Annotated in this window: 14 protein-coding genes; 3 read left to right on the top strand and 11 right to left on the bottom strand. The window is 35.5% G+C overall.

Translation table 11 applies throughout. The features are described 5' to 3' along the window. Window positions 1-12: 12 nt before the first annotated feature. The gene (locus GUB10_RS00915; RefSeq protein ID WP_193709566.1) at window positions 13-657 is read right to left on the bottom strand and encodes a hypothetical protein; all 645 of its coding nucleotides are present in this window, start codon (window positions 655-657) and stop codon (window positions 13-15) included. A 130-nt stretch (window positions 658-787) separates the two neighbouring features. On the opposite strand from GUB10_RS00915, the gene GUB10_RS00910 reads away from it, so the two are divergent. After that, window positions 788-2125 carry an aspartate kinase gene (locus GUB10_RS00910; RefSeq protein ID WP_193709565.1) on the top strand — a complete coding sequence of 446 codons (1338 nt, stop codon included), beginning with the start codon at window positions 788-790 and terminating at the stop codon, window positions 2123-2125. 55 nt (window positions 2126-2180) lie between these two features. Here the strand turns inward: GUB10_RS00910 and GUB10_RS00905 are convergent, their stop codons facing one another. Together GUB10_RS00905 and GUB10_RS00900 are read right to left on the bottom strand one after the other, a co-directional pair. After that, entirely contained in the window at window positions 2181-3446 is a 1266-nt protein-coding gene (locus GUB10_RS00905) for a glycosyltransferase (RefSeq protein ID WP_193709564.1), read from the bottom strand. Between the two features lie 123 nt (window positions 3447-3569). Next, a complete protein-coding gene (locus GUB10_RS00900; protein ID WP_193709563.1) occupies window positions 3570-5381 on the bottom strand; it encodes an SLC13 family permease in 1812 nt (603 codons plus the stop codon). Between the two features lie 135 nt (window positions 5382-5516). Here GUB10_RS00900 and GUB10_RS00895 point away from each other — a divergent pair, with 135 nt between their 5' ends. Further along, the gene (locus GUB10_RS00895) at window positions 5517-6014 is read left to right on the top strand and encodes a GreA/GreB family elongation factor (protein ID WP_193709562.1); all 498 of its coding nucleotides are present in this window, start codon (window positions 5517-5519) and stop codon (window positions 6012-6014) included. A 9-nt stretch (window positions 6015-6023) separates the two neighbouring features. Here GUB10_RS00895 and GUB10_RS00890 read toward each other — a convergent pair whose 3' ends face one another. From GUB10_RS00890 to GUB10_RS00860, 7 genes are all read right to left on the bottom strand, one after another. Further along, window positions 6024-8591 carry a hypothetical protein gene (locus tag GUB10_RS00890; protein ID WP_193709561.1) on the bottom strand — a complete coding sequence of 856 codons (2568 nt, stop codon included), beginning with the start codon at window positions 8589-8591 and terminating at the stop codon, window positions 6024-6026. An 18-nt stretch (window positions 8592-8609) separates the two neighbouring features. Beyond that, window positions 8610-9128 carry a DUF4402 domain-containing protein gene (locus tag GUB10_RS00885; protein WP_193709560.1) on the bottom strand — a complete coding sequence of 173 codons (519 nt, stop codon included), beginning with the start codon at window positions 9126-9128 and terminating at the stop codon, window positions 8610-8612. Window positions 9129-9137: 9 nt separating this feature from the next. Further along, entirely contained in the window at window positions 9138-12809 is a 3672-nt protein-coding gene (locus tag GUB10_RS00880) for a T9SS type A sorting domain-containing protein (protein ID WP_193709559.1), read from the bottom strand. A gap of 11 nt (window positions 12810-12820) precedes the next feature. After that, window positions 12821-13639 carry a molecular chaperone gene (locus GUB10_RS00875; protein ID WP_193709558.1) on the bottom strand — a complete coding sequence of 273 codons (819 nt, stop codon included), beginning with the start codon at window positions 13637-13639 and terminating at the stop codon, window positions 12821-12823. Between the two features lie 83 nt (window positions 13640-13722). After that, the gene (locus GUB10_RS00870; protein WP_193709557.1) at window positions 13723-14217 is read right to left on the bottom strand and encodes a DUF4402 domain-containing protein; all 495 of its coding nucleotides are present in this window, start codon (window positions 14215-14217) and stop codon (window positions 13723-13725) included. A gap of 91 nt (window positions 14218-14308) precedes the next feature. After that, entirely contained in the window at window positions 14309-14797 is a 489-nt protein-coding gene (locus GUB10_RS00865; protein ID WP_193709556.1) for a DUF4402 domain-containing protein, read from the bottom strand. 176 nt (window positions 14798-14973) lie between these two features. Further along, window positions 14974-15474: a DUF4402 domain-containing protein gene (locus tag GUB10_RS00860; protein WP_193709555.1), complete on the bottom strand. Its 501-nt coding sequence runs from the start codon at window positions 15472-15474 to the stop codon at window positions 14974-14976. Between the two features lie 257 nt (window positions 15475-15731). Between GUB10_RS00860 and GUB10_RS00855 the strand changes: the two genes are divergently transcribed. Then, a complete protein-coding gene (locus GUB10_RS00855) occupies window positions 15732-16148 on the top strand; it encodes a DoxX family protein (protein WP_193709554.1) in 417 nt (138 codons plus the stop codon). Window positions 16149-16666: 518 nt separating this feature from the next. Here the strand turns inward: GUB10_RS00855 and GUB10_RS00850 are convergent. Beyond that, window positions 16667-17494, bottom strand: a complete 828-nt coding sequence (locus GUB10_RS00850) for an OmpA family protein (protein ID WP_193709553.1) — start codon at window positions 17492-17494, stop codon at window positions 16667-16669. Window positions 17495-17623 lie beyond the last annotated feature (129 nt).

Raw genomic sequence — 17623 nt, 5'->3', positions numbered from 1 at the left:
AGGAGAGACGTGCTACTTCTTTATTTCATTAATCAATAAAAAAGCTTGATTTACATATTCCTTTTCCAGGAATAGCGCAAAATAATTTGAAGTTGAAATCATTTCAAAAATCGGTATTCCTTCATAAGCTAAAAGCTTAAAGAGATAAAAGTAGAGGCCTACAAACTGTGAACTATTTTTAGGGAGGGCAATGGTTATAGACGATAACTCTTCCTTTACCGAAACACGTCTTTCACTCCTAAAACAGTCTTCAACCAGGTTTGTAAGGCTGGACGATACCAAAATATTACTTTCCTGGTAGTTACTTGAATAATTTAGGTATACCCCACTTTGATCCTTAACCGCATCCAGAAGTTTTGCTTTATTGGCAATAATGCTGTTAGAATTTAAAAAGGTATATTCTGTAATACCAGATCTAACCACAATATCTCCCAATTCCCTTAAGTGTTGCATATTAACTTTGGTTCGGTGGGGTGCGTAACGACGTAATGCCATAATAATAGAACCTTGCTTTACAGGTTTACGCATTTCCTTTTCTACCTGCGGCTGAATGTCTTCAGCAAGTCCACTAAAGTTTATAATGTCTCGTGCAATAGCATCGTCAAGAAAGGGCTGATGCCTAATAATATCGTGAACACAGGTGGTTATTGTTTTCATTGTTAAATATTAAACATTTTGTGCAAATGTATATAAATTGATAGATATATTTTGCCACAGCAGGCTTAAATTCTATTTATGCACGAAGTTATTTTAGCATGATCTAAAATAATTTTAAAAACACTTAAAGATGAAGGTATTAAAATTTGGGGGAACGTCTGTAGGCTCAGTTGAGAGTATAAAAAATGTAAAAAATATTCTGACGGGTCGCGAAGGGAAGAAGCTACTTGTTCTTTCGGCAATGTCTGGTGTAACTAATAAGTTGGTAGAGATAACCGACCTTATTAAGGTTAAAGATCATTCAGCTATAGCAACTATTATTTCTGAATTAAAAAATAAGCATGAAGAAACGATTGACGCGCTTATAAACGATGCGACTTTAAATGCAGATGCCAGGAGTTTTGTAAACGATGTTTTAACTACCTTAAAGAGCCTAACTCTAAATGAGTATTCAGAAGGTGTTTACGCAGAAGTAGTCACTACAGGTGAAACAATGCTCACCTATATTTTTTCTACTTTTCTTACTCAGCAAGGAATACAGAATAACTTTTTGAATGCCAAAGACTTTATGCACGTTTCAAATCTGGAAAACCCGGATACTGAGTTCGTTGGGGAACTTTTTCAAAAAAGCATATCACAGTTGGAACCCACTGAGGTTTATATTACTCAGGGCTTTGTAAGAATAGATTCAAATAATAGTATTAATACTTTAAAAAGAGGTGGTAGCGATTATAGTGCAACTATTTTGGCAGCAGCTGTAAAGGCTGATGAAGTTCAAATTTGGACAGATATTGACGGGTTTCATAATAACGACCCAAGATATGTAGAGAATACGCATGCCATCGCCGAATTAAGTTTTGAAGAGGCCTCAGAGCTAGCTTATTTTGGAGCTAAGATTTTGCATCCTCAAACTATTTCGCCGGTTATAAAAAGGCAAATCCCGTTATTCTTAAAAAATACATTTACACCCGATCTTCCTGGAACGAGAATTTCAGACGAAATACATTCTCGCGGACTTAAGGCTATTTCGGCGAAAGACGGGATTACCGCCATTAAAATTAAATCTAACAGGATGTTAATGGCGCATGGTTTTCTTAAAAAGATCTTTGAGGTTTTTGATAAATATGAGACTGCAATAGATATGATTACCACTTCTGAAATTGCAATTTCATTAACCATAGATTCTGATAGAAATTTAGATCAAATTCTGGAAGAGTTGAATGATTATGGAGAAATTACCGTAGAAAAAGAACATAGTATTATTTGTATTGTGGGAGAAGGCCTTATTGAAGATAAAAGTACCAGCCGTTTGTTTGAATTATTAAATGATATTCCTGTTCGAATGATTTCTTATGGGGGTAGTAATAATAATATTTCTTTATTGGTAGCTTCTAAACATAAAATACAAACCCTACAGGGGTTAAATCAAAAGTTATTTGAACATCAAGAAACGCCTCAATTTGTTTGATTTCTGTTGATGAACAGGAAACTGTTCCTTTTGTGTAATAAAAACCGCCGGGAGGCTAATTATGGCCGGCGGTTTTTTTATTTTTCTCCTTTTCTTCTATAAATTTAGCCATAAAATAAGTACTTCTATGTTTGTGGTATTGCAACATTTTACCCACAAAATTCCTTTTTCTATTAACATCTTTATCTTGAATAAGCCCTGCTAACTTTGTAGCAAATTTTTGTTGATGTTTTTCTTTTTTAAATCGTGAGTTAATTATGGCATGGCCATTTTGTACCGCTTCTGCCCAAAGTTTTTCATCTGTATACAAACGCACGGCTTCTGCGGCAAAAAGTTCAGGTTTATTGACAATAAATCCATTCCAGTTTAAAGCTCCGTTAATTCCTTCAGCTCCCATAGTAGTTGTAACCGAAGGAGTACCAGATTGCATCGCCATAACTAGTTTCCCTTTTAATCCGGCACCAAATCTTATGGGGGCCAGGCATACTTTTGCCTGTTGCATAACAGTTTCAGCAGTTTCTGCGCGTCCTTTTACAATAAATCCTTCTTTTTCATTATGAAGGTTCCATACTTTTTGCGATGGATAAGCCCCGTAAACAATAAGTTTTGCTTCCGGTAATTCCTTACGTATTAATGGCCATATTTCTTCCTTTAGATATAGCACCGCATTCCAATTTGGTTCGTGCAGGAAATTACCGATACTTATAAAATTGTTACGCTCTTGATAGTTTGGCAAATTCAGTGCTTCTTCCTCCGAAATAGAATTCAGCATAAAAGGAAGGTAATAAAGTAGGCGAGGGTTTATTTCAAATTTATTTTGCAACAATTCCATTTCAGCTTCAGAAATGATAAGGCTAAGATCGCACCTGTAGATACTGGCGATTTCCCTTTTGGTAATGTCGGCATCAAAATAAATATTCTCGGCAGGTATATTTTTTTTGAAAGCTTCTATTCTGGATTTTCTTAGAAAATGAAGATCTTCTGTATCGAGTATTTTTATGGCTTCAGGGCAGTTTTCATCTACCCGCCATCCAAATTGTTCTTCGGTCATAAACCTATCAAAGAGCACAAAATTAGGCTGAATTTGCTTTAATAATTCGTCAAAAGAGGGATGGTTCATTCTAATCACTTCAGAAGCGATATTCATCTTTTCCAGATCTATGGCAAACTCACTACGGGCCGCTGTGCTTACAAAAGTGATCTCATATTTTTCGCCAAGAAAAAATTGCAGTAATTGTAACATTCGGCTACCGGCGGCAGAAGAATTAGGTTCGGGCCAAACACAGCCAATAACAAGTAGACGGTTTTTAGGTAAGCTCATAGAAAATTTATAGAAATTAATCCAGGTTTGAACTTAGGTATACAAACATTTAAATATGGAATTATCAAATAGATTCGAGATAAAGTTTTTTCAAAAATACCTGAAATTAGACCGGATTCCTAATTAAAAACTGGTAGAAAGCAGTAGGGAAGCGGTTACCCAAAGCACTAAAGATACCAGCCCACCAATAATAAAAAAATGCCTAAACCTATAAATACCCATACCGTAAATTATGGTATTGGTTTGGTAGCCAACCGGCGTGAAAAAACTAAAATTAGAAGCAAAAAGCACCGATAAGATAAAGGGTTTGGGATCCATTTGTAGACTGGCTGCAATACTTATAGCAATGGGGGTTATAATAATTGCTGTAGCATTATTGGAGATAAACCCGCTTAATATCATAGTAACAAGAAAGAGAATGCCTATAATTACAGTATCGGTTTGATTCTCAAACACCAGGAGTAATTGATCTGATATCCATTGGTCGGCTCCGGTATTATTCATTGCCACGCCTAAAGGAATCATTCCTGCCAACAAGAAAATAATTTGCCAGTTTACCTGGGCATAGATTTTTCCCAGGTCTATACATTTGGTAAAAATCATTAGAAAACAACCTATTATCGCACTTTTTAAAATAGGAAAAATAGAAAATGCCGAAAGTGCAATAACCACTAATAAAATAGATAGCGAAAGGAATCGCTTGGTTTTTGTAGTTACTTCAATATTTTTGTGTTGCTCGAGTATTGTAATATTTTCAATTTTTCGCAATTCATCTAAAGCACTTTCGGTAACCTCTACCAGTAGGCGGTCTCCAACCCTTAATTCAATTTCATCTTTTCCGCGGTTAAAAATTCTTCTTTTAGGATTTCTAAAATTCCTACGTTTTCTAATTGCCAGCGGTACTGCCCCATGTAGGTCGTACCATCCAACGGTTTTAATATTTTTTCCGATAAGTGGGGAATTGGGTAGCATTAAAATTTCTACTACCTGTACATTTTCTTCTAACTCTTCAGAATCGATAATGGGGTCTGCCAGTTTTCTTTTATCTCCCTCTTTAATAACCGTAAAACCTTCTGAATCCTTTAATTTTAGTAAATTTTCAAGATTACAGCGTAATAGTAGTTGGTCTCCTTCTTTAAGGGTAGTAAATTTCCCGGGCCAATCGTTAATAATGCCGTTGCGTTTTAATCTTAAAACTTCAATATCGTCATTATCATATAAAAAGCTTTCCTGAATACTTTTTCCTATAGAACCGGAATCCTTTTGGATAATTACTTTGGTAATATATTCGTCTAAATTATAATCTTCACTAATCTTATTCTTCCCAGACCTGGGAAGAAATTTAATTAGAAGACTTACCATAATTATAGTAATTATCATGAAGATGACACCATACCAGGTAAATTCAAAAAAGCTAAACCTTTCTATACCGCGTTCTACAGCGACGGCGTTAACAATAAGGTTAGTAGACGTACCCATAAGGGTACAGCTTCCTCCTATAATTCCGGCGAAAGAAATTGGTAAAAGTAGTTTTGAACTGGGAATATTGTATCGTGCAGATAATTCGGTGATAATTTTAATAAATACAATAACCACTGCTGTAGTATTAATAAATGCCGAAATACTACCCGCAATAAGCATAAAAGCCGGTACCATTAGAAAAACCGGTAGGATTCTTAAATTTTTAAGTCCGCCTGCCAGCCAATCTATAACTCCATTAGCTTCCAGGCCTATGGCAATAATCATTAGAGCGAGAACAGTTATGGTTGCAGGACTTGAAAAACCCGAGATAGCTTCTTCCGGGCTAACCAGATTTGTGAGTAGAAGTGTTGCAAGAATAAAGAAGGCAATTTTATCTATAGGAAATACTTCCAGGGCAAACAAAATTATCACTACTACAATAATAAAAAACAATATGGCTATCTCCAGACTCATTATTTAAATTTATAAAATAAAAATACGCTAATAGATAATGCATGCCGGCTTCTACTAAAATATTTATGATTTTATATAGAAAGATAATTTTCACCTCATTTCTATAATTGTTATTTTATACCTTAAAATACACTTATGAGCAGAGGTTTTGTAAAAGAGGACGATCAGGAAGAAGCACCTATTATACCGCCAAGAGCTGCGTTACCTTCCGGACAAACAAATTATGTGACCCCAAATGGTCTAAAAGAACTAAAGGAAGAAGAGGGGAGTCTTATAGCAGATCGAGCCGGGATTAATATTGAAAATGAAACCGAACGAAGAAGGGCAAAAGCGGTGATAGACGGTAAGCTTAAGTTACTAAGAGAAAGAATTACCAATGCAAGGCTTTTAGAGTTAACAGATCAACCTAAAGATGAAGTTCGTTTTGGAGCTTGGGTAGTTTTAAAGCAGGACGGACGTAAACAGGAATTCCAAATTGTAGGAGTTGATGAAGCCGATGTTAAAAAACAAAAAATTGCATTTATAGCACCCATTGCCAAAGCGGTTACCGGAAAAAGAGTTGGAGATAAAATAGACTTTTTGCTGGGTAAAGAATCCCGGAAACTGGAAATTCTTAAAATAACCTATAAATAATATGCTGAATTAATCGGTTGTAATAATAAATTCCAGTGTATCTACAATATCACCGTATTTATCTACTCTTATTTCAAATTCTATGGCTTTCCCCGCAGTATAACCAAGTTTTTTCATTTGGTTAGGATCAATTTCAGCGGTATAAGCACCCGGTTTTAATCCCAGGTAGGTAAAATATCCATCAGCTTCGGTTAAAATTTCCTTGACCAACTTTCCGCTTTTATTTAAAATATTCACTATAATTCTGCCCTGCCCATTAATACTATTTCCTTTTTTTAAGTAAACCATGCCGGCAACTTCTCCCAAAACTTCTACCGGTACTTCAATTTCCTGAAATTGATTAGGTATAGTATGTACTTTTATTTTTTCGTTTTTTACTTTCCAGGCAATATTGTCAAGGCTGTTAGGATTAATCTCCAATAATAAATCTATATAAGGTTGCAGTTCGGTAATTCGGAGTATTGTTTCATCTTCGTTATATGTTAATTTACCCGAAGTATTCTTTATTTCCATACCGCTTACCAATGGCTCCATAGGATCTCTCTTGCCGTTTGTATTAAAATCGAGGAAAGGCATAATGCTTACAGCGGCCCTGGACATAGCGGTGCGGTTGTTGGCCATAACATAACCTGTATTATCGTCTAAGATTAAACTTCCACGCGCAGATTGCACAAAAGAATTATTTCTATTCCCCAATCTTGAAGTCATAGAGGTTTGCGCAAAGTTAAAAGCATACCTTAAACCGAATTCAAAAATATTGGCGTTTCGTAAGAGATTATGCTCGTAAGCTATATTGATAAAACCCTGTTTAAAAACCGGACGTTCTAATTCTGCAATAATATTATTAAACTGATTTCGGCTAAAATCGTATTGTACCTGCGGTGAGAACAAAAAATTGTGCGGAAGTCGGTAATTTTGCGAAATCGAAGTATAAATAGTTGGTTCTTTTACCCGGTCGTTATATATTCCATAGGTTGTGAGATTAGTGCTAATGCCCATTATTGCTCCAGATAACAACAACTGCGCCGTAGTAAACTGGGTAGTGGGCATAATAATTTGGTTAACACTAAACCTGCTAAACATAGAAAAGTTTTTAGCTCTAATGGGGGCAGAAAAACTTATTTTACGCTCTTCAAGGTAATTAAAGTTAATTGCGGTTTGATCTTCGTGGTATTTAATATAATTAAGATCTACTTGAAGATTTCCCGGGGTTCTATAGCTTAAAAGTCCTTCTCCTTTAACACCGTGCATATATTCTCCCGTAAAGAGAAAATTAGAAGCAAACCTAATAGAAGAATTTACAAATGGCATAACTTCCCCAGAACTTAGGCCACTTAGGTATTCTGCTCCACCTCCTATGGTAATGGCATTGCTTAGTCCGTAATTAAAATTAATTCGGGAAAATCGGTTTAAGTCTTCATTTTCAACAATTCCTGCACTTAGTGTATATTCTAATTCATTTTTTGGAACAAAATTATAAGGAATATTAATGATACGCTCTTCTACGCGCTCCTGCCCGTAGGGGCCATAAAATTTTAACCTTACCGCAGTGTTACCGTACATTAGGGGCACATTAAAAGTGTAAAACCCCGAAGCATCAGCCTCGGTAAATTCTACAAGAATATTATTTACATAAAGCTCTACAGTCCACCTGGGATTGGTATAATCGTTAAGGGTATAAGTACCAAAAGATCTTCTATTTTGGAAAGGGCTATTGGTTACCTGTACACCACTTACGGGTGCAAATAGAGAAGAGGTAGCACGGGTAAAAATCCTTCCCGCAGTAACTTGTTTAAATAACTTGCTTTCATTATTTACGTAGCGCCACTGGTAGAACTGATTCCTGGAATCAAACGGAACCCTCGTGGAATAATTAAGCATCAGGTTGGTTTCTCCTCCTAAAAACATGGTTCCTAAGCCAAATGTTAATCGATTGTCATTTTCAAATTCACTTTGTTGCGTTGTGACCACTCCCCAATCTAAAGTTCCTGCTTTAAAAAAAGGATATTTTCTGCCTATGGTGGTGTCTGGTTTAACAATACCCTTTACACGATTCAAATTTTTTCGTAACTTTTTAAGTCGCATTTGCTTTATTACCGGCAGCTCTTTTTCGGTTTTCATAGTGACCGAAAGACTCCTAAAAGAAAATTCTGTATCTAAACCGAAAATTTCGCCAAAGAGATTGGATTTTAAATAAAGGTTTAAAGGCGTTTTAATGTACTGCCCTTCATTAAGCGTAAACTCCCTGTCCTTATAAATTATATTATTGCGGGACACATTAATACTATAAGACGAATCTGGATGAATAACAAAGCCTTTTATACCATCTTCGGTTTCTTCATTTTTAATCTTTAAATAATCAAAAAGTTCTTTAACCGGAATAAAGGCATCCTGCCCTTTAATAGCGATTGGTATTTCTATAGTGCCAAGATTGGGAACAATCATTTCTACGCTTAATTCGTCATACCCGGGGTAATCTTCCTGAGCAATAATTGGTACAGAAATAAAGGCGAATATTATTACAGAAAGCAATTTTTTATAAAATCCAACAGAAAAAGAGCAGAAGAGTGTTTGCATTAAGCGAAGCTTTCTTATCTATTGATGAATAAAATTAAGGGTAAATGTGCCAAAGTAGGTTCCGGGTAGGTTTCCGGAATTATCTGACGGAATACGCAAGGTGCCACCTACAAAAACCTCATTAGGTACTTGTGCATTGGGAGCCTGGGTCACAAAGGTTCTATGACCGGTACTAAAACTATTAATTAAGAGTTGAATTTGCAGGCCGGTATCCTGATTTTCCAGAATAAAAGGCCCCATATCTTCAATTTGGATAATGGTACCGGGATTGGCATACACATCAAATAAAGCTGCTGAAACCGGTTGTCCAAAATTAAGCTCAAAAATATCACCATCTACGGTACGTTGGTCGTCGTAGCTTACCGTAACATTTCCTCCTGCACTTCCTGCGGTAAAAGAACCAAAATTGAGGTTTCTGGATGTCCTTACTTCAACCTCTATTGGAATTGGCGGATTTTCCTGGGCCTTAATTTCTAATACTGAAAATATAAGCAGTAAAAACAAAAATGTATGATTATAAAATCTTCTATTTTGCATGGGCCCTACTTATTTTTTTATGACTATTTTTTTTGCGTAAAGAGCTTTACCAACCTGTAGGTTAATAATATACACGCCATTACTGGTAATACCCTCAAAAATTACCTCATTGGTTCCTGAAGCTTCTTTTATTTGTAGAATTTGTCCTGTAATGGTCGTTGCTTTTAAAATGCCTTTTTGATTTTCATCTAAATTAAGGTGAACCACTACAGTTCCATTTTGAACCTTTACATCAAAAGGTTCGTTAAAAGCAATTGCAGGACTTGTAACTTCTTCTTCAGAAAACATTAATTCAAAACGAGAATTATGCGTTCCTTTTTTGATATTGAAATTATATACGGGCTTTTTACTGAGGTTTTGTCCAATACCCTTTAAATGATCTATTAAATAAATATTGAAATTAAGATTTAAACCTTCAATGCGGGCAAGCCCAATAGTCATTTCTCCATTTTCATCGGCTTTAATTCCCAAAGGAATTTTTTTGTAACTTTTAGTTTCAGGGTAAGAAATAGCATTAATAGCCAGTTCTTTCCTGTCCTGACTTATATTGTAGAGGCTTGGTACCCTGGGGTCGGTATTCATCAATTTATGTGCATCCATTTCCTTTTCAAAATTCGAAGTGGCATAAGGAGAAAAATAGACAATCATAGCATCTCTATCCTTAGCGCCCTTAAAACCGGCTTCCAGGCGAATTAGGGATTTCTGGCTGTTAATTTGAGACCTATAGAATTGCTGGCCAAAATTGTTTGTACGCACCCTGTTATCCATCCCGAAGCTTCCAATTACTTTCTCTTGAGTATCAGAATCGCTCACTTTAATAAAAAAGCCCTGCATAGAAGGAATAATGTTAGGAGTGTTAATATTTCCTGTAGAAATATCATTTACATAAGCGGTGTAAGTACCGGTATATTGGTTGGTATCACTAGCAGTAAAAAAGTAAATACCGTTATCAATATTATTTCTTATCCAGCCCTGGGGAGCATCCCAATCTATAGGAGAGGGGTAGGGGTTGCCCACTAAATGGAAACCGCGGGTATATTTTCGGTGATTATTTTCTAGCTGGCGTACCGAAACACTACCATTGTTTACCTCACCGGTTAATTCTATAGTTTGAGAGGCTGTATTTTTGCCTAAATTAAGTGCATAGCCTTCTGCAGTATTAAGTGTATTTGTGGTATTTGCATATGATTCCCATCCGCTGGCATCAAGGTTTAGGTTTTCTACCCTTCGGTTTTCGTTATAACGGTAGAAATTTGGGAAACCAGTTACTGGATCGGTAAAATTCATAAAAGACCCAAAATCTCCCACCACAGTATTTTTAAAAGGAGTACTAAAATATTTATAACCAAAAGCTTTATCCAAATAACGTTGCATGCTTACTTGCCCAATTACCTCGCCATTTCCGCTACCATCAATAAGGGCTGTTTGGATCTCATTTGAAATTAATGTGAGTTGATTCCCGGTATAAAAATGCCCGTTTTCAACCTTTAGCGTTCCGGTCACTTCGATAATTGCTTCTGAAGTTACTCTCGAAGTATTATTTATTTGTAGGTTTTGAATTCGATTATTTTCAAAAGCATTTACAGGAATAATTTGAGTTGAAGTCCCTTCAAAAGAAATGCTACCGGATTCAGTAGCTAAAATACCCTTGTTTGTTAAATCTCCGGCAATACGCAACCAATTATCGGTCACTATAACTGATGCATTGTTTTCTATACTTAAGTTCCTGGCTAAAGCATTAGCGCCCGCAGTTATTTCAGGGTAATTTCCGGAAGTTATATTTTCTGGAATTAATACATCGGTTTCCAGGGTAGGTAGGCTATTACAGCTCCAATTATTGGTATTATTCCAGTTTGAATTTTCAATACCTGTCCAGGTGTTTTTTGTTTTACATAGATCTTCACCTATATTCAAAACTGCGGTATCTGAGATGGCGATACAGCCATTTTCATTGGTTACCAATAATCTATAGAGCGAACCATCTTCTGGCCAATAACCAACTGTAATAAGTTCCAGCAATTTGGTTTTTGTACCTGCATAATGGCTACCATCCTCAATATCGTACCAGTTGCTACTAAAGGTCTGCCACTGAAAAGTTAGGTTATTACCGGTAACTCCTGCTTCAATGAAGGCGTTGCTACCAAATTCTGCAGTAACATCCTGTGGTTGTTTTGTAATTGGGTCTGGATCTACCTTTAATGTAGCCGGGATTGAATATACTCTACAGTTTTCATTGGAAATCTCTACACGATATAGATTATCATTAAAACTGGCAGGGGCATTTGTGATATCTAAGCGTTCGGAGTTTACATTTTTATAAAAATCATTGTTGGTTAGATTGCTCCAGGAGTTTCCATCGTCTTCACTTACCTGCCATTGGCGTAGATCGTTTGATGTATAGGTTTGGAAAGAAATATTATGACCTTCACAAACAACCTGATTTTTAGGCTGTGTATAAACACCTCCTGGGCTTTCATTTACTTTTAGAGTCGCAAAATCAGAAGTTATTTCGTTTCCATATTCATCTTTAATAACAACTCTAAAACGTATATTATTTAACCAGGTTCCCTGAGCATTTACAGTTAAATTGGAAGTTTGCGAATTTTGAAAATAAGTATTGTCCTTTATAGCAAAATAATTTTCTGAATCACCACCATCATTTCTTTCCCATTGATAAGATAGGTTTTGTCCAGAGGCATCTACATAAAAGTTTACCGCAGTACCCTGGCAAGTTGTATTACTTTTAGGCTGTGAATTAATTATTATGGGGTTCTTTATTTTTATCAAGGCAGCATTAGAAATAGATATTCTACACTTGTTGCTATTTCCACGAACAATAACCCTATATATTGCGTTTGTATCTTCTAACTGAACATTTGGGATTTCTAGTTGAAATTGATTTTCTCCAGCAAGATCTATCCACTTTCCATCCCTATTTTTAGTTTGCCATTGATAAGAAGCCACATCTTGAAGTTCTTTATCTGAAGCAGTAAATACTGCATTTTCACCTATAGAAATAAATTGATCGTCTACCTTTAGGTCGTAGCAATTGCTTAGTTCAATGATATCATCCGGAATATCTGGATTGTTTGCAAAATCATCTTCGTTACCATAATCACAAGAACCGCTTTCCTGAGGGGTGCCGGTATAATCTTCTCCTGTATCACAACTTCCAAAGTTTGGCCAGCCATCTACATCTCCATAAATGTAAATATTTCCATTTTCTACATCAAAATTCCCTTTGCCTTCATTTCCTTTTTTGGTAAAGTTGCCATGGATAATTAGGTAGCTTGATATAGATACGTTTACTTTATTTGATGCTGAAAAATCTCCAAAAATAATTACGCGTGAACTAGCCCCCATTTCAAAATAGGAGCCATTATTGTCCATATTTATATTTCCATTGACTATTAAAGTACCATTAATGGTCAACGAACCGCTCCTTCTAATGTCTAAATTATTTATTTCAACAACTTTATCCTGTTCAATTATTATTGAATTTGATATAGTTACATCATTGGCGGGTTGGGGAAGTTGAGAGGGGCTCCATACTATTTGGTGCCAGTTGCCATCTTCAGTAGAAGTTATATTTTGGGCAAATGAAAAATCAAAAAACAACAAACCTATCACTACAATGGTGATTTTTAATAAGATAGAGGGTTTGGAGTAGTTTTTTTTCATACCCTAAAAAACTATAATTTTATTTCGCTAGTGGCTAAAGTATCTCCCTGATCTTCAGCATAAGAAATTTTTAGTTTTCCGGTGCTTAAATCTATACCCTCAGCGTTTCTTAATTGAAAACTAAAGCTCCTTTTAGTATTTGGGGTATATACCGAAATTCCTTTTACCATACCCACTTCTGTTTCAGTGCCATTGGGCGCAATATAGGTAACACTAAGGTTTCCATATACAGACATATTTCCGGTACGGTTTATTACAAGGGAAAGTCTGGGACTTTCTCCTTCGGTATTTAGCGAAAGATCTGTTAATTCAATTTTTGTATTAGAGTCTCCTTCTCTAATAATAATGGGAATACTAATTCCAAATACAGTTTTAATATTAATGGAAATCCCATCACTCTCTTCAGCTTCATCGGCACCAAGGGCCGTTTGTTCTTCCACTGCGCGAAAATACATATGTGAACGATATTCTCCCTGTTCTAAATTTCCGGTTCGGGTAAGTTGAACACGTATTGTTTGGGATTCATTGGGACCAAGAGATACGCGTCTTGGAAAATATCTTAGAAAATCTTCAGCAAAAAGCTGACCTTTTTCAGGTTTTTCAACTTGTTCAAAATCACCGGTTTCGGTCATTTTGTAGTTTACAAACGAAATAGCATACACAGCAGTGTCGCTTCCGGTATTGGCAAGATTTATTTCCTGAGAGCGCTGTGAGCCATCAAAAACCAGGCGTTTGGGCATAATCATAAGATCTCCCTGTGCATAGCTTGCAAATCCTGAAAAAATAAAAATGAAAAAAAGGAGTAGTGGACTAAGTAGTTTTTTTATCATATCCGTGGGGCTGGATTTAATATTAATTCTTTGATTTCAAAGATAATAAATAAGAACTTACACCTTAAAGCAATTTATCAAGTTTAATTGTAAGAAACGGTTACATTAAAGCCTGTTGAATTTGTGTAAAATCCTGAAGTTTGATTAGCCTCGAGGTTTAAAGTAGCACCTATTTTTATAATATCTACAATATTACCTTCCTGTGGTTGCACCGTAAACCTATCTATAACCAGTACTTGGTTTGGGTTTTCCTGATTATACAGCGTAAATTGTTCAGGTAGGGTAATGGCATAATTATTATTACCGTGTGTAACTACGGCCTCTGCGGGGTTTACCGTACCAGGAATAGCATTAGAAATTTGTACTCCGTATGCCACACGCGAACCATCGGGAGATAAAATTACCTGCCCCGGATTGTAGGCACTAATAATATTGCCAAAATCCAGATCTACAGTTTTATCAATTTTAATAGGGTCTATTACCGTTGCCCTACTGTTCACGTTGGCAGATGCAGAGTTTTGCGCAGATACGCTAAGTCCGAATAAGCCAATAAACAAAAGAAAAATATAATTTTTCATAAGAGATTTAATAATGCTTATACCATCTAATTAAAACTAAAAAACGCCGCCACAGCGGGCGGCGTTTTATTTATATGTAGAATAAAAATTATTATTCGTAAGCTACAGTTACACTAATAGTTCCTGTATAAGTTCCTTCAGCTTGGGCGGGGTTTACTGTAAGTTCACCACCTACATTTAAAGTTTGTGCAGCACCTGTACCTACCACACCTGTATTTCCTAAACTACTTTCAAAGGTAACAGGCATTGCGTCTCCATTACCAGTTAAACTAATTCCAGGAATAGTTACAGAGTAGTTATATGTCTCAGCAGCTGTAACATCAAAAGATGCAGCTTGCACTGTAGTGCTGGGTGCTAATAAATCATCATTATCAGTAGATCTAACACCAGCAGTAGATATTGTAACAGTACCTCCGGCAGCATTACCAATAATACGACCAAAATTTAAGTCAGATCCATCTGTAATTTTAATAGGGCTGATAATTTCTGCGGCAGCGTTAGCAGTTCCAGTTGCTTCATCTGACTGGGCAAATACAGTTCCAGAAATAAGAGCAAGTAGGATAAAAGTAATTTTTTTCATTTTAGTTTGATTTAATTTTGATTTGGGTTCAAATGTTTAACAGTGCAAATATGGGGGTAAACCCTTATAGGAAAGAAACATTTTCGATAATCAAAATAAAAAAATCGTTGAAATGCACGTTTCAATGAATTTTCCTTAAAACTAAAATGGAAAAGATAGATTTAATTAAAGATTCTTTAATTGTAATTTACGGTAACCTGTATATCCCCGTTGGTTTTGTAGTCGCCAGGTTTTTGATTTGGGTTTACTATTAAACTTGCCCCAATTTTAATCGTTTTACTTTCTCCTGACAATGAAGATCCGTCATAATTTGTAGTAAAATCTTGTAGGAGCATACTTTCAGAACCATTGGATAGACGATGACTTCCTTTAGGTAAGCTAATAGCGAAAGCAAATCCGTTTTGCCCGGTAACTTCAAAAGTAGCTGCTGAAACGGTCCCACCTTCAGCAAGTTCAAGGTCCCCATTAGTAATTCTGGTGTTTTCGGGAGTTAGAGTTACTGATCCGCCATTTTTCGCGTCAATATTGGCAAACTGCATATGACTGGTGGTGTTAATTCCAATCGGTTGTATAATTGTTGCCGATGCAGAAAAATTTGCCGATGCAGAAGCCTGGGAAAACAATGGACTTACTGCAAACACAGAAAAAATAAAAGCTATGGTATAGAATCGTAACATCGTTAAGCTGCGTAATTTGATTTTCGTAATTCAAAGATATAAATTAATTCCAAATTACATCGATGAAATACACTAAAAATCGACGAAATACATGTTTTTGTTCTGAAACGTCAGCTTTGCTTTTTGAGAATCACCATTTTTCATTTTAGATTAGAACATTCACGAATGAGCAGAGTGCCTATAGCTTAGCATAAAATATTTAGGTTGTGAAAAGAATATAAGTAAATTAGGGGTTTTAAAATTTAATCTAGAAAACTATGAAAAACGTTTACACTACAAGTCTTAATCTTCAAAATACTGATTTCGGACTTTTATTATTTAGGCTATTTATTGGAGGTTTAATGCTTACCCACGGAGTGCCTAAGCTTCTTAAGTTCTTTGGAGAGGGTGAGATTGCTTTTGCAGATCCTATAGGCGTTGGTGAAACTGTTACTTTTACGTTTGCCGTTTTTGCAGAATTTGTGTGTGCAATCCTTATTATTCTTGGATGGGCAACACGTTTTGCTGCAATTCCATTAATTCTAACCATGGCTGTAGCTGCCATTATTGTACACTGGACAGATGGTTTTGGTAGCCAGGAGTTACCTCTATTATATATGGCGGGCTTTCTTTTACTTTTTTTTACCGGTGCCGGTAAATTTTCCCTGGATTATCACCTTTTAAAGAAAGACTAAAACTACTTTGAAACGTCAGTTCGAGTGATTTTGAGTTACGAAAAATCGTATTGAGAACTAAGTGAAAGATTCTTATTTTCGATACAAATTTCACTCGAATTGACGAATTTATCTAAAGGTTTAAGTTCTAAGGATAAATTTCCTAATTCTTATCACAGTTGAAGTACAACATAAAATTTATAAAAAAATCCTCCTAAAATTAACTATAATTGCAGGAGGATTTTTAAAGTTATTATTTAAACTAGATTATTTATCTCATTTTTTATCAGTATCTTACTGATAGTTATTTTAATTAGAAGTTCCTTTTTAATTCAACCGGTAGTTTTTTTAATTTACTAGACCCTATTTATCTTTAGCGTCAGAATTATACTTTTTCTTATTTACACATAATTTGCTTTTTTATTAATAAGTAAAAGGAAACTTAAGTAAAATATCAGGTTGAAATCTGGTTAAATAAAAACGGCCTGAAAAGAATTGACTTTTCAGGCCGTTTATTTTAAGTCTTTGAAATTATTAGTTTATTCGGACTCCAGCATCGCAAAGAATTTGTCCAGATTAGGAATAATTACAATTCTGGTCCTTCTGTTTTTGGCTCTGTTTTCATTATTAGTATTATCTACTAAAGGTTGGTAACTACTTCTACCTGCCGCAATAAGTTTTTCTGGTGCGACATCATATTTATCCTGAAGTATTCGAACTATAGAAGTTGCCCTTCTTACACTAAGATCCCAGTTATCCTGGATGTAAGATCCTTCTACCATAGTACGATCGTCGGTGTGACCCTCAATCATAACTTCCATTGCAGGCTCTGAGTTAATTACTTCGGCAAGCTTTTTCAATAAAGGTTGTGCGTTTCTTGAAACTCTGTAACTACCGCTTCCAAATAATAATTTATCAGAAACATTAATCATAACAACCGTTTCATCTACAGTAATATCAATATCTTCGTCATCAGATCCTTCTGAGATATTGCTTTTTAGGTTATGGGAAACAGCTAAATTAATAGAGTCTTCTAAAGTTTTAGCTTCTGCTACTTTTTCGGGGTCCATTTTAGCAATGGTAGCCCTCATTTTTTCCTTATTATTATTAGACATAACAGTAAGATCGTTCATTTCCATCTTACTATCATTTTCCTCACGCAAAGAATTAATTTTTGCGTTATAATCTGCCACTCGCGCTTCTATACGAGCATATTTATCTTCTATTTCCTCTTTTTCCACCTGTGTTTTTTGCAGCGAGCTTCTGGTGTCGTCTAATTCGCTCTCTAAAGCAACATACTTTTTCTTGGATACACACGAGCTTAACATGGCTGCAGCTAATACTGTAACTGTGATTGTTCTTTTCATAATTATTTCGGATTTTTTAATTAGGCCTTTTAAATTTTTTAGGCGCTCAAAAATGAGCCAGAACTATACCAAAACCTGTAAACTTAGTCTTTGTGAATAATATTAATAATTTTTGTTTGTTGATTTTCA

The sequence above is a fragment of the Salegentibacter sp. BLCTC genome (assembly GCF_015143665.1).
GTDB classification, from domain to species: Bacteria; Bacteroidota; Bacteroidia; order Flavobacteriales; family Flavobacteriaceae; genus Salegentibacter; species Salegentibacter maritimus.
The sequence above is the reverse complement of the archived record's forward strand: the minus strand, read 5'-3'. Positions and strand labels throughout refer to the sequence as shown.

Coding starts and splice junctions, on each gene's coding strand:
- GUB10_RS00915 (WP_193709566.1), bottom strand. CDS start 657: ATGAAAACAATAACCACCTGTGTTCACGATATTATTAGGCATCAGCCC.
- GUB10_RS00910 (WP_193709565.1), top strand. CDS start 788: ATGAAGGTATTAAAATTTGGGGGAACGTCTGTAGGCTCAGTTGAGAGT.
- GUB10_RS00905 (WP_193709564.1), bottom strand. CDS start 3,446: ATGAGCTTACCTAAAAACCGTCTACTTGTTATTGGCTGTGTTTGGCCC.
- GUB10_RS00900 (WP_193709563.1), bottom strand. CDS start 5,381: ATGAGTCTGGAGATAGCCATATTGTTTTTTATTATTGTAGTAGTGATA.
- GUB10_RS00895 (WP_193709562.1), top strand. CDS start 5,517: ATGAGCAGAGGTTTTGTAAAAGAGGACGATCAGGAAGAAGCACCTATT.
- GUB10_RS00890 (WP_193709561.1), bottom strand. CDS start 8,591: ATGCAAACACTCTTCTGCTCTTTTTCTGTTGGATTTTATAAAAAATTG.
- GUB10_RS00885 (WP_193709560.1), bottom strand. CDS start 9,128: ATGCAAAATAGAAGATTTTATAATCATACATTTTTGTTTTTACTGCTT.
- GUB10_RS00880 (WP_193709559.1), bottom strand. CDS start 12,809: ATGAAAAAAAACTACTCCAAACCCTCTATCTTATTAAAAATCACCATT.
- GUB10_RS00875 (WP_193709558.1), bottom strand. CDS start 13,639: ATGATAAAAAAACTACTTAGTCCACTACTCCTTTTTTTCATTTTTATT.
- GUB10_RS00870 (WP_193709557.1), bottom strand. CDS start 14,217: ATGAAAAATTATATTTTTCTTTTGTTTATTGGCTTATTCGGACTTAGC.
- GUB10_RS00865 (WP_193709556.1), bottom strand. CDS start 14,797: ATGAAAAAAATTACTTTTATCCTACTTGCTCTTATTTCTGGAACTGTA.
- GUB10_RS00860 (WP_193709555.1), bottom strand. CDS start 15,474: ATGTTACGATTCTATACCATAGCTTTTATTTTTTCTGTGTTTGCAGTA.
- GUB10_RS00855 (WP_193709554.1), top strand. CDS start 15,732: ATGAAAAACGTTTACACTACAAGTCTTAATCTTCAAAATACTGATTTC.
- GUB10_RS00850 (WP_193709553.1), bottom strand. CDS start 17,494: ATGAAAAGAACAATCACAGTTACAGTATTAGCTGCAGCCATGTTAAGC.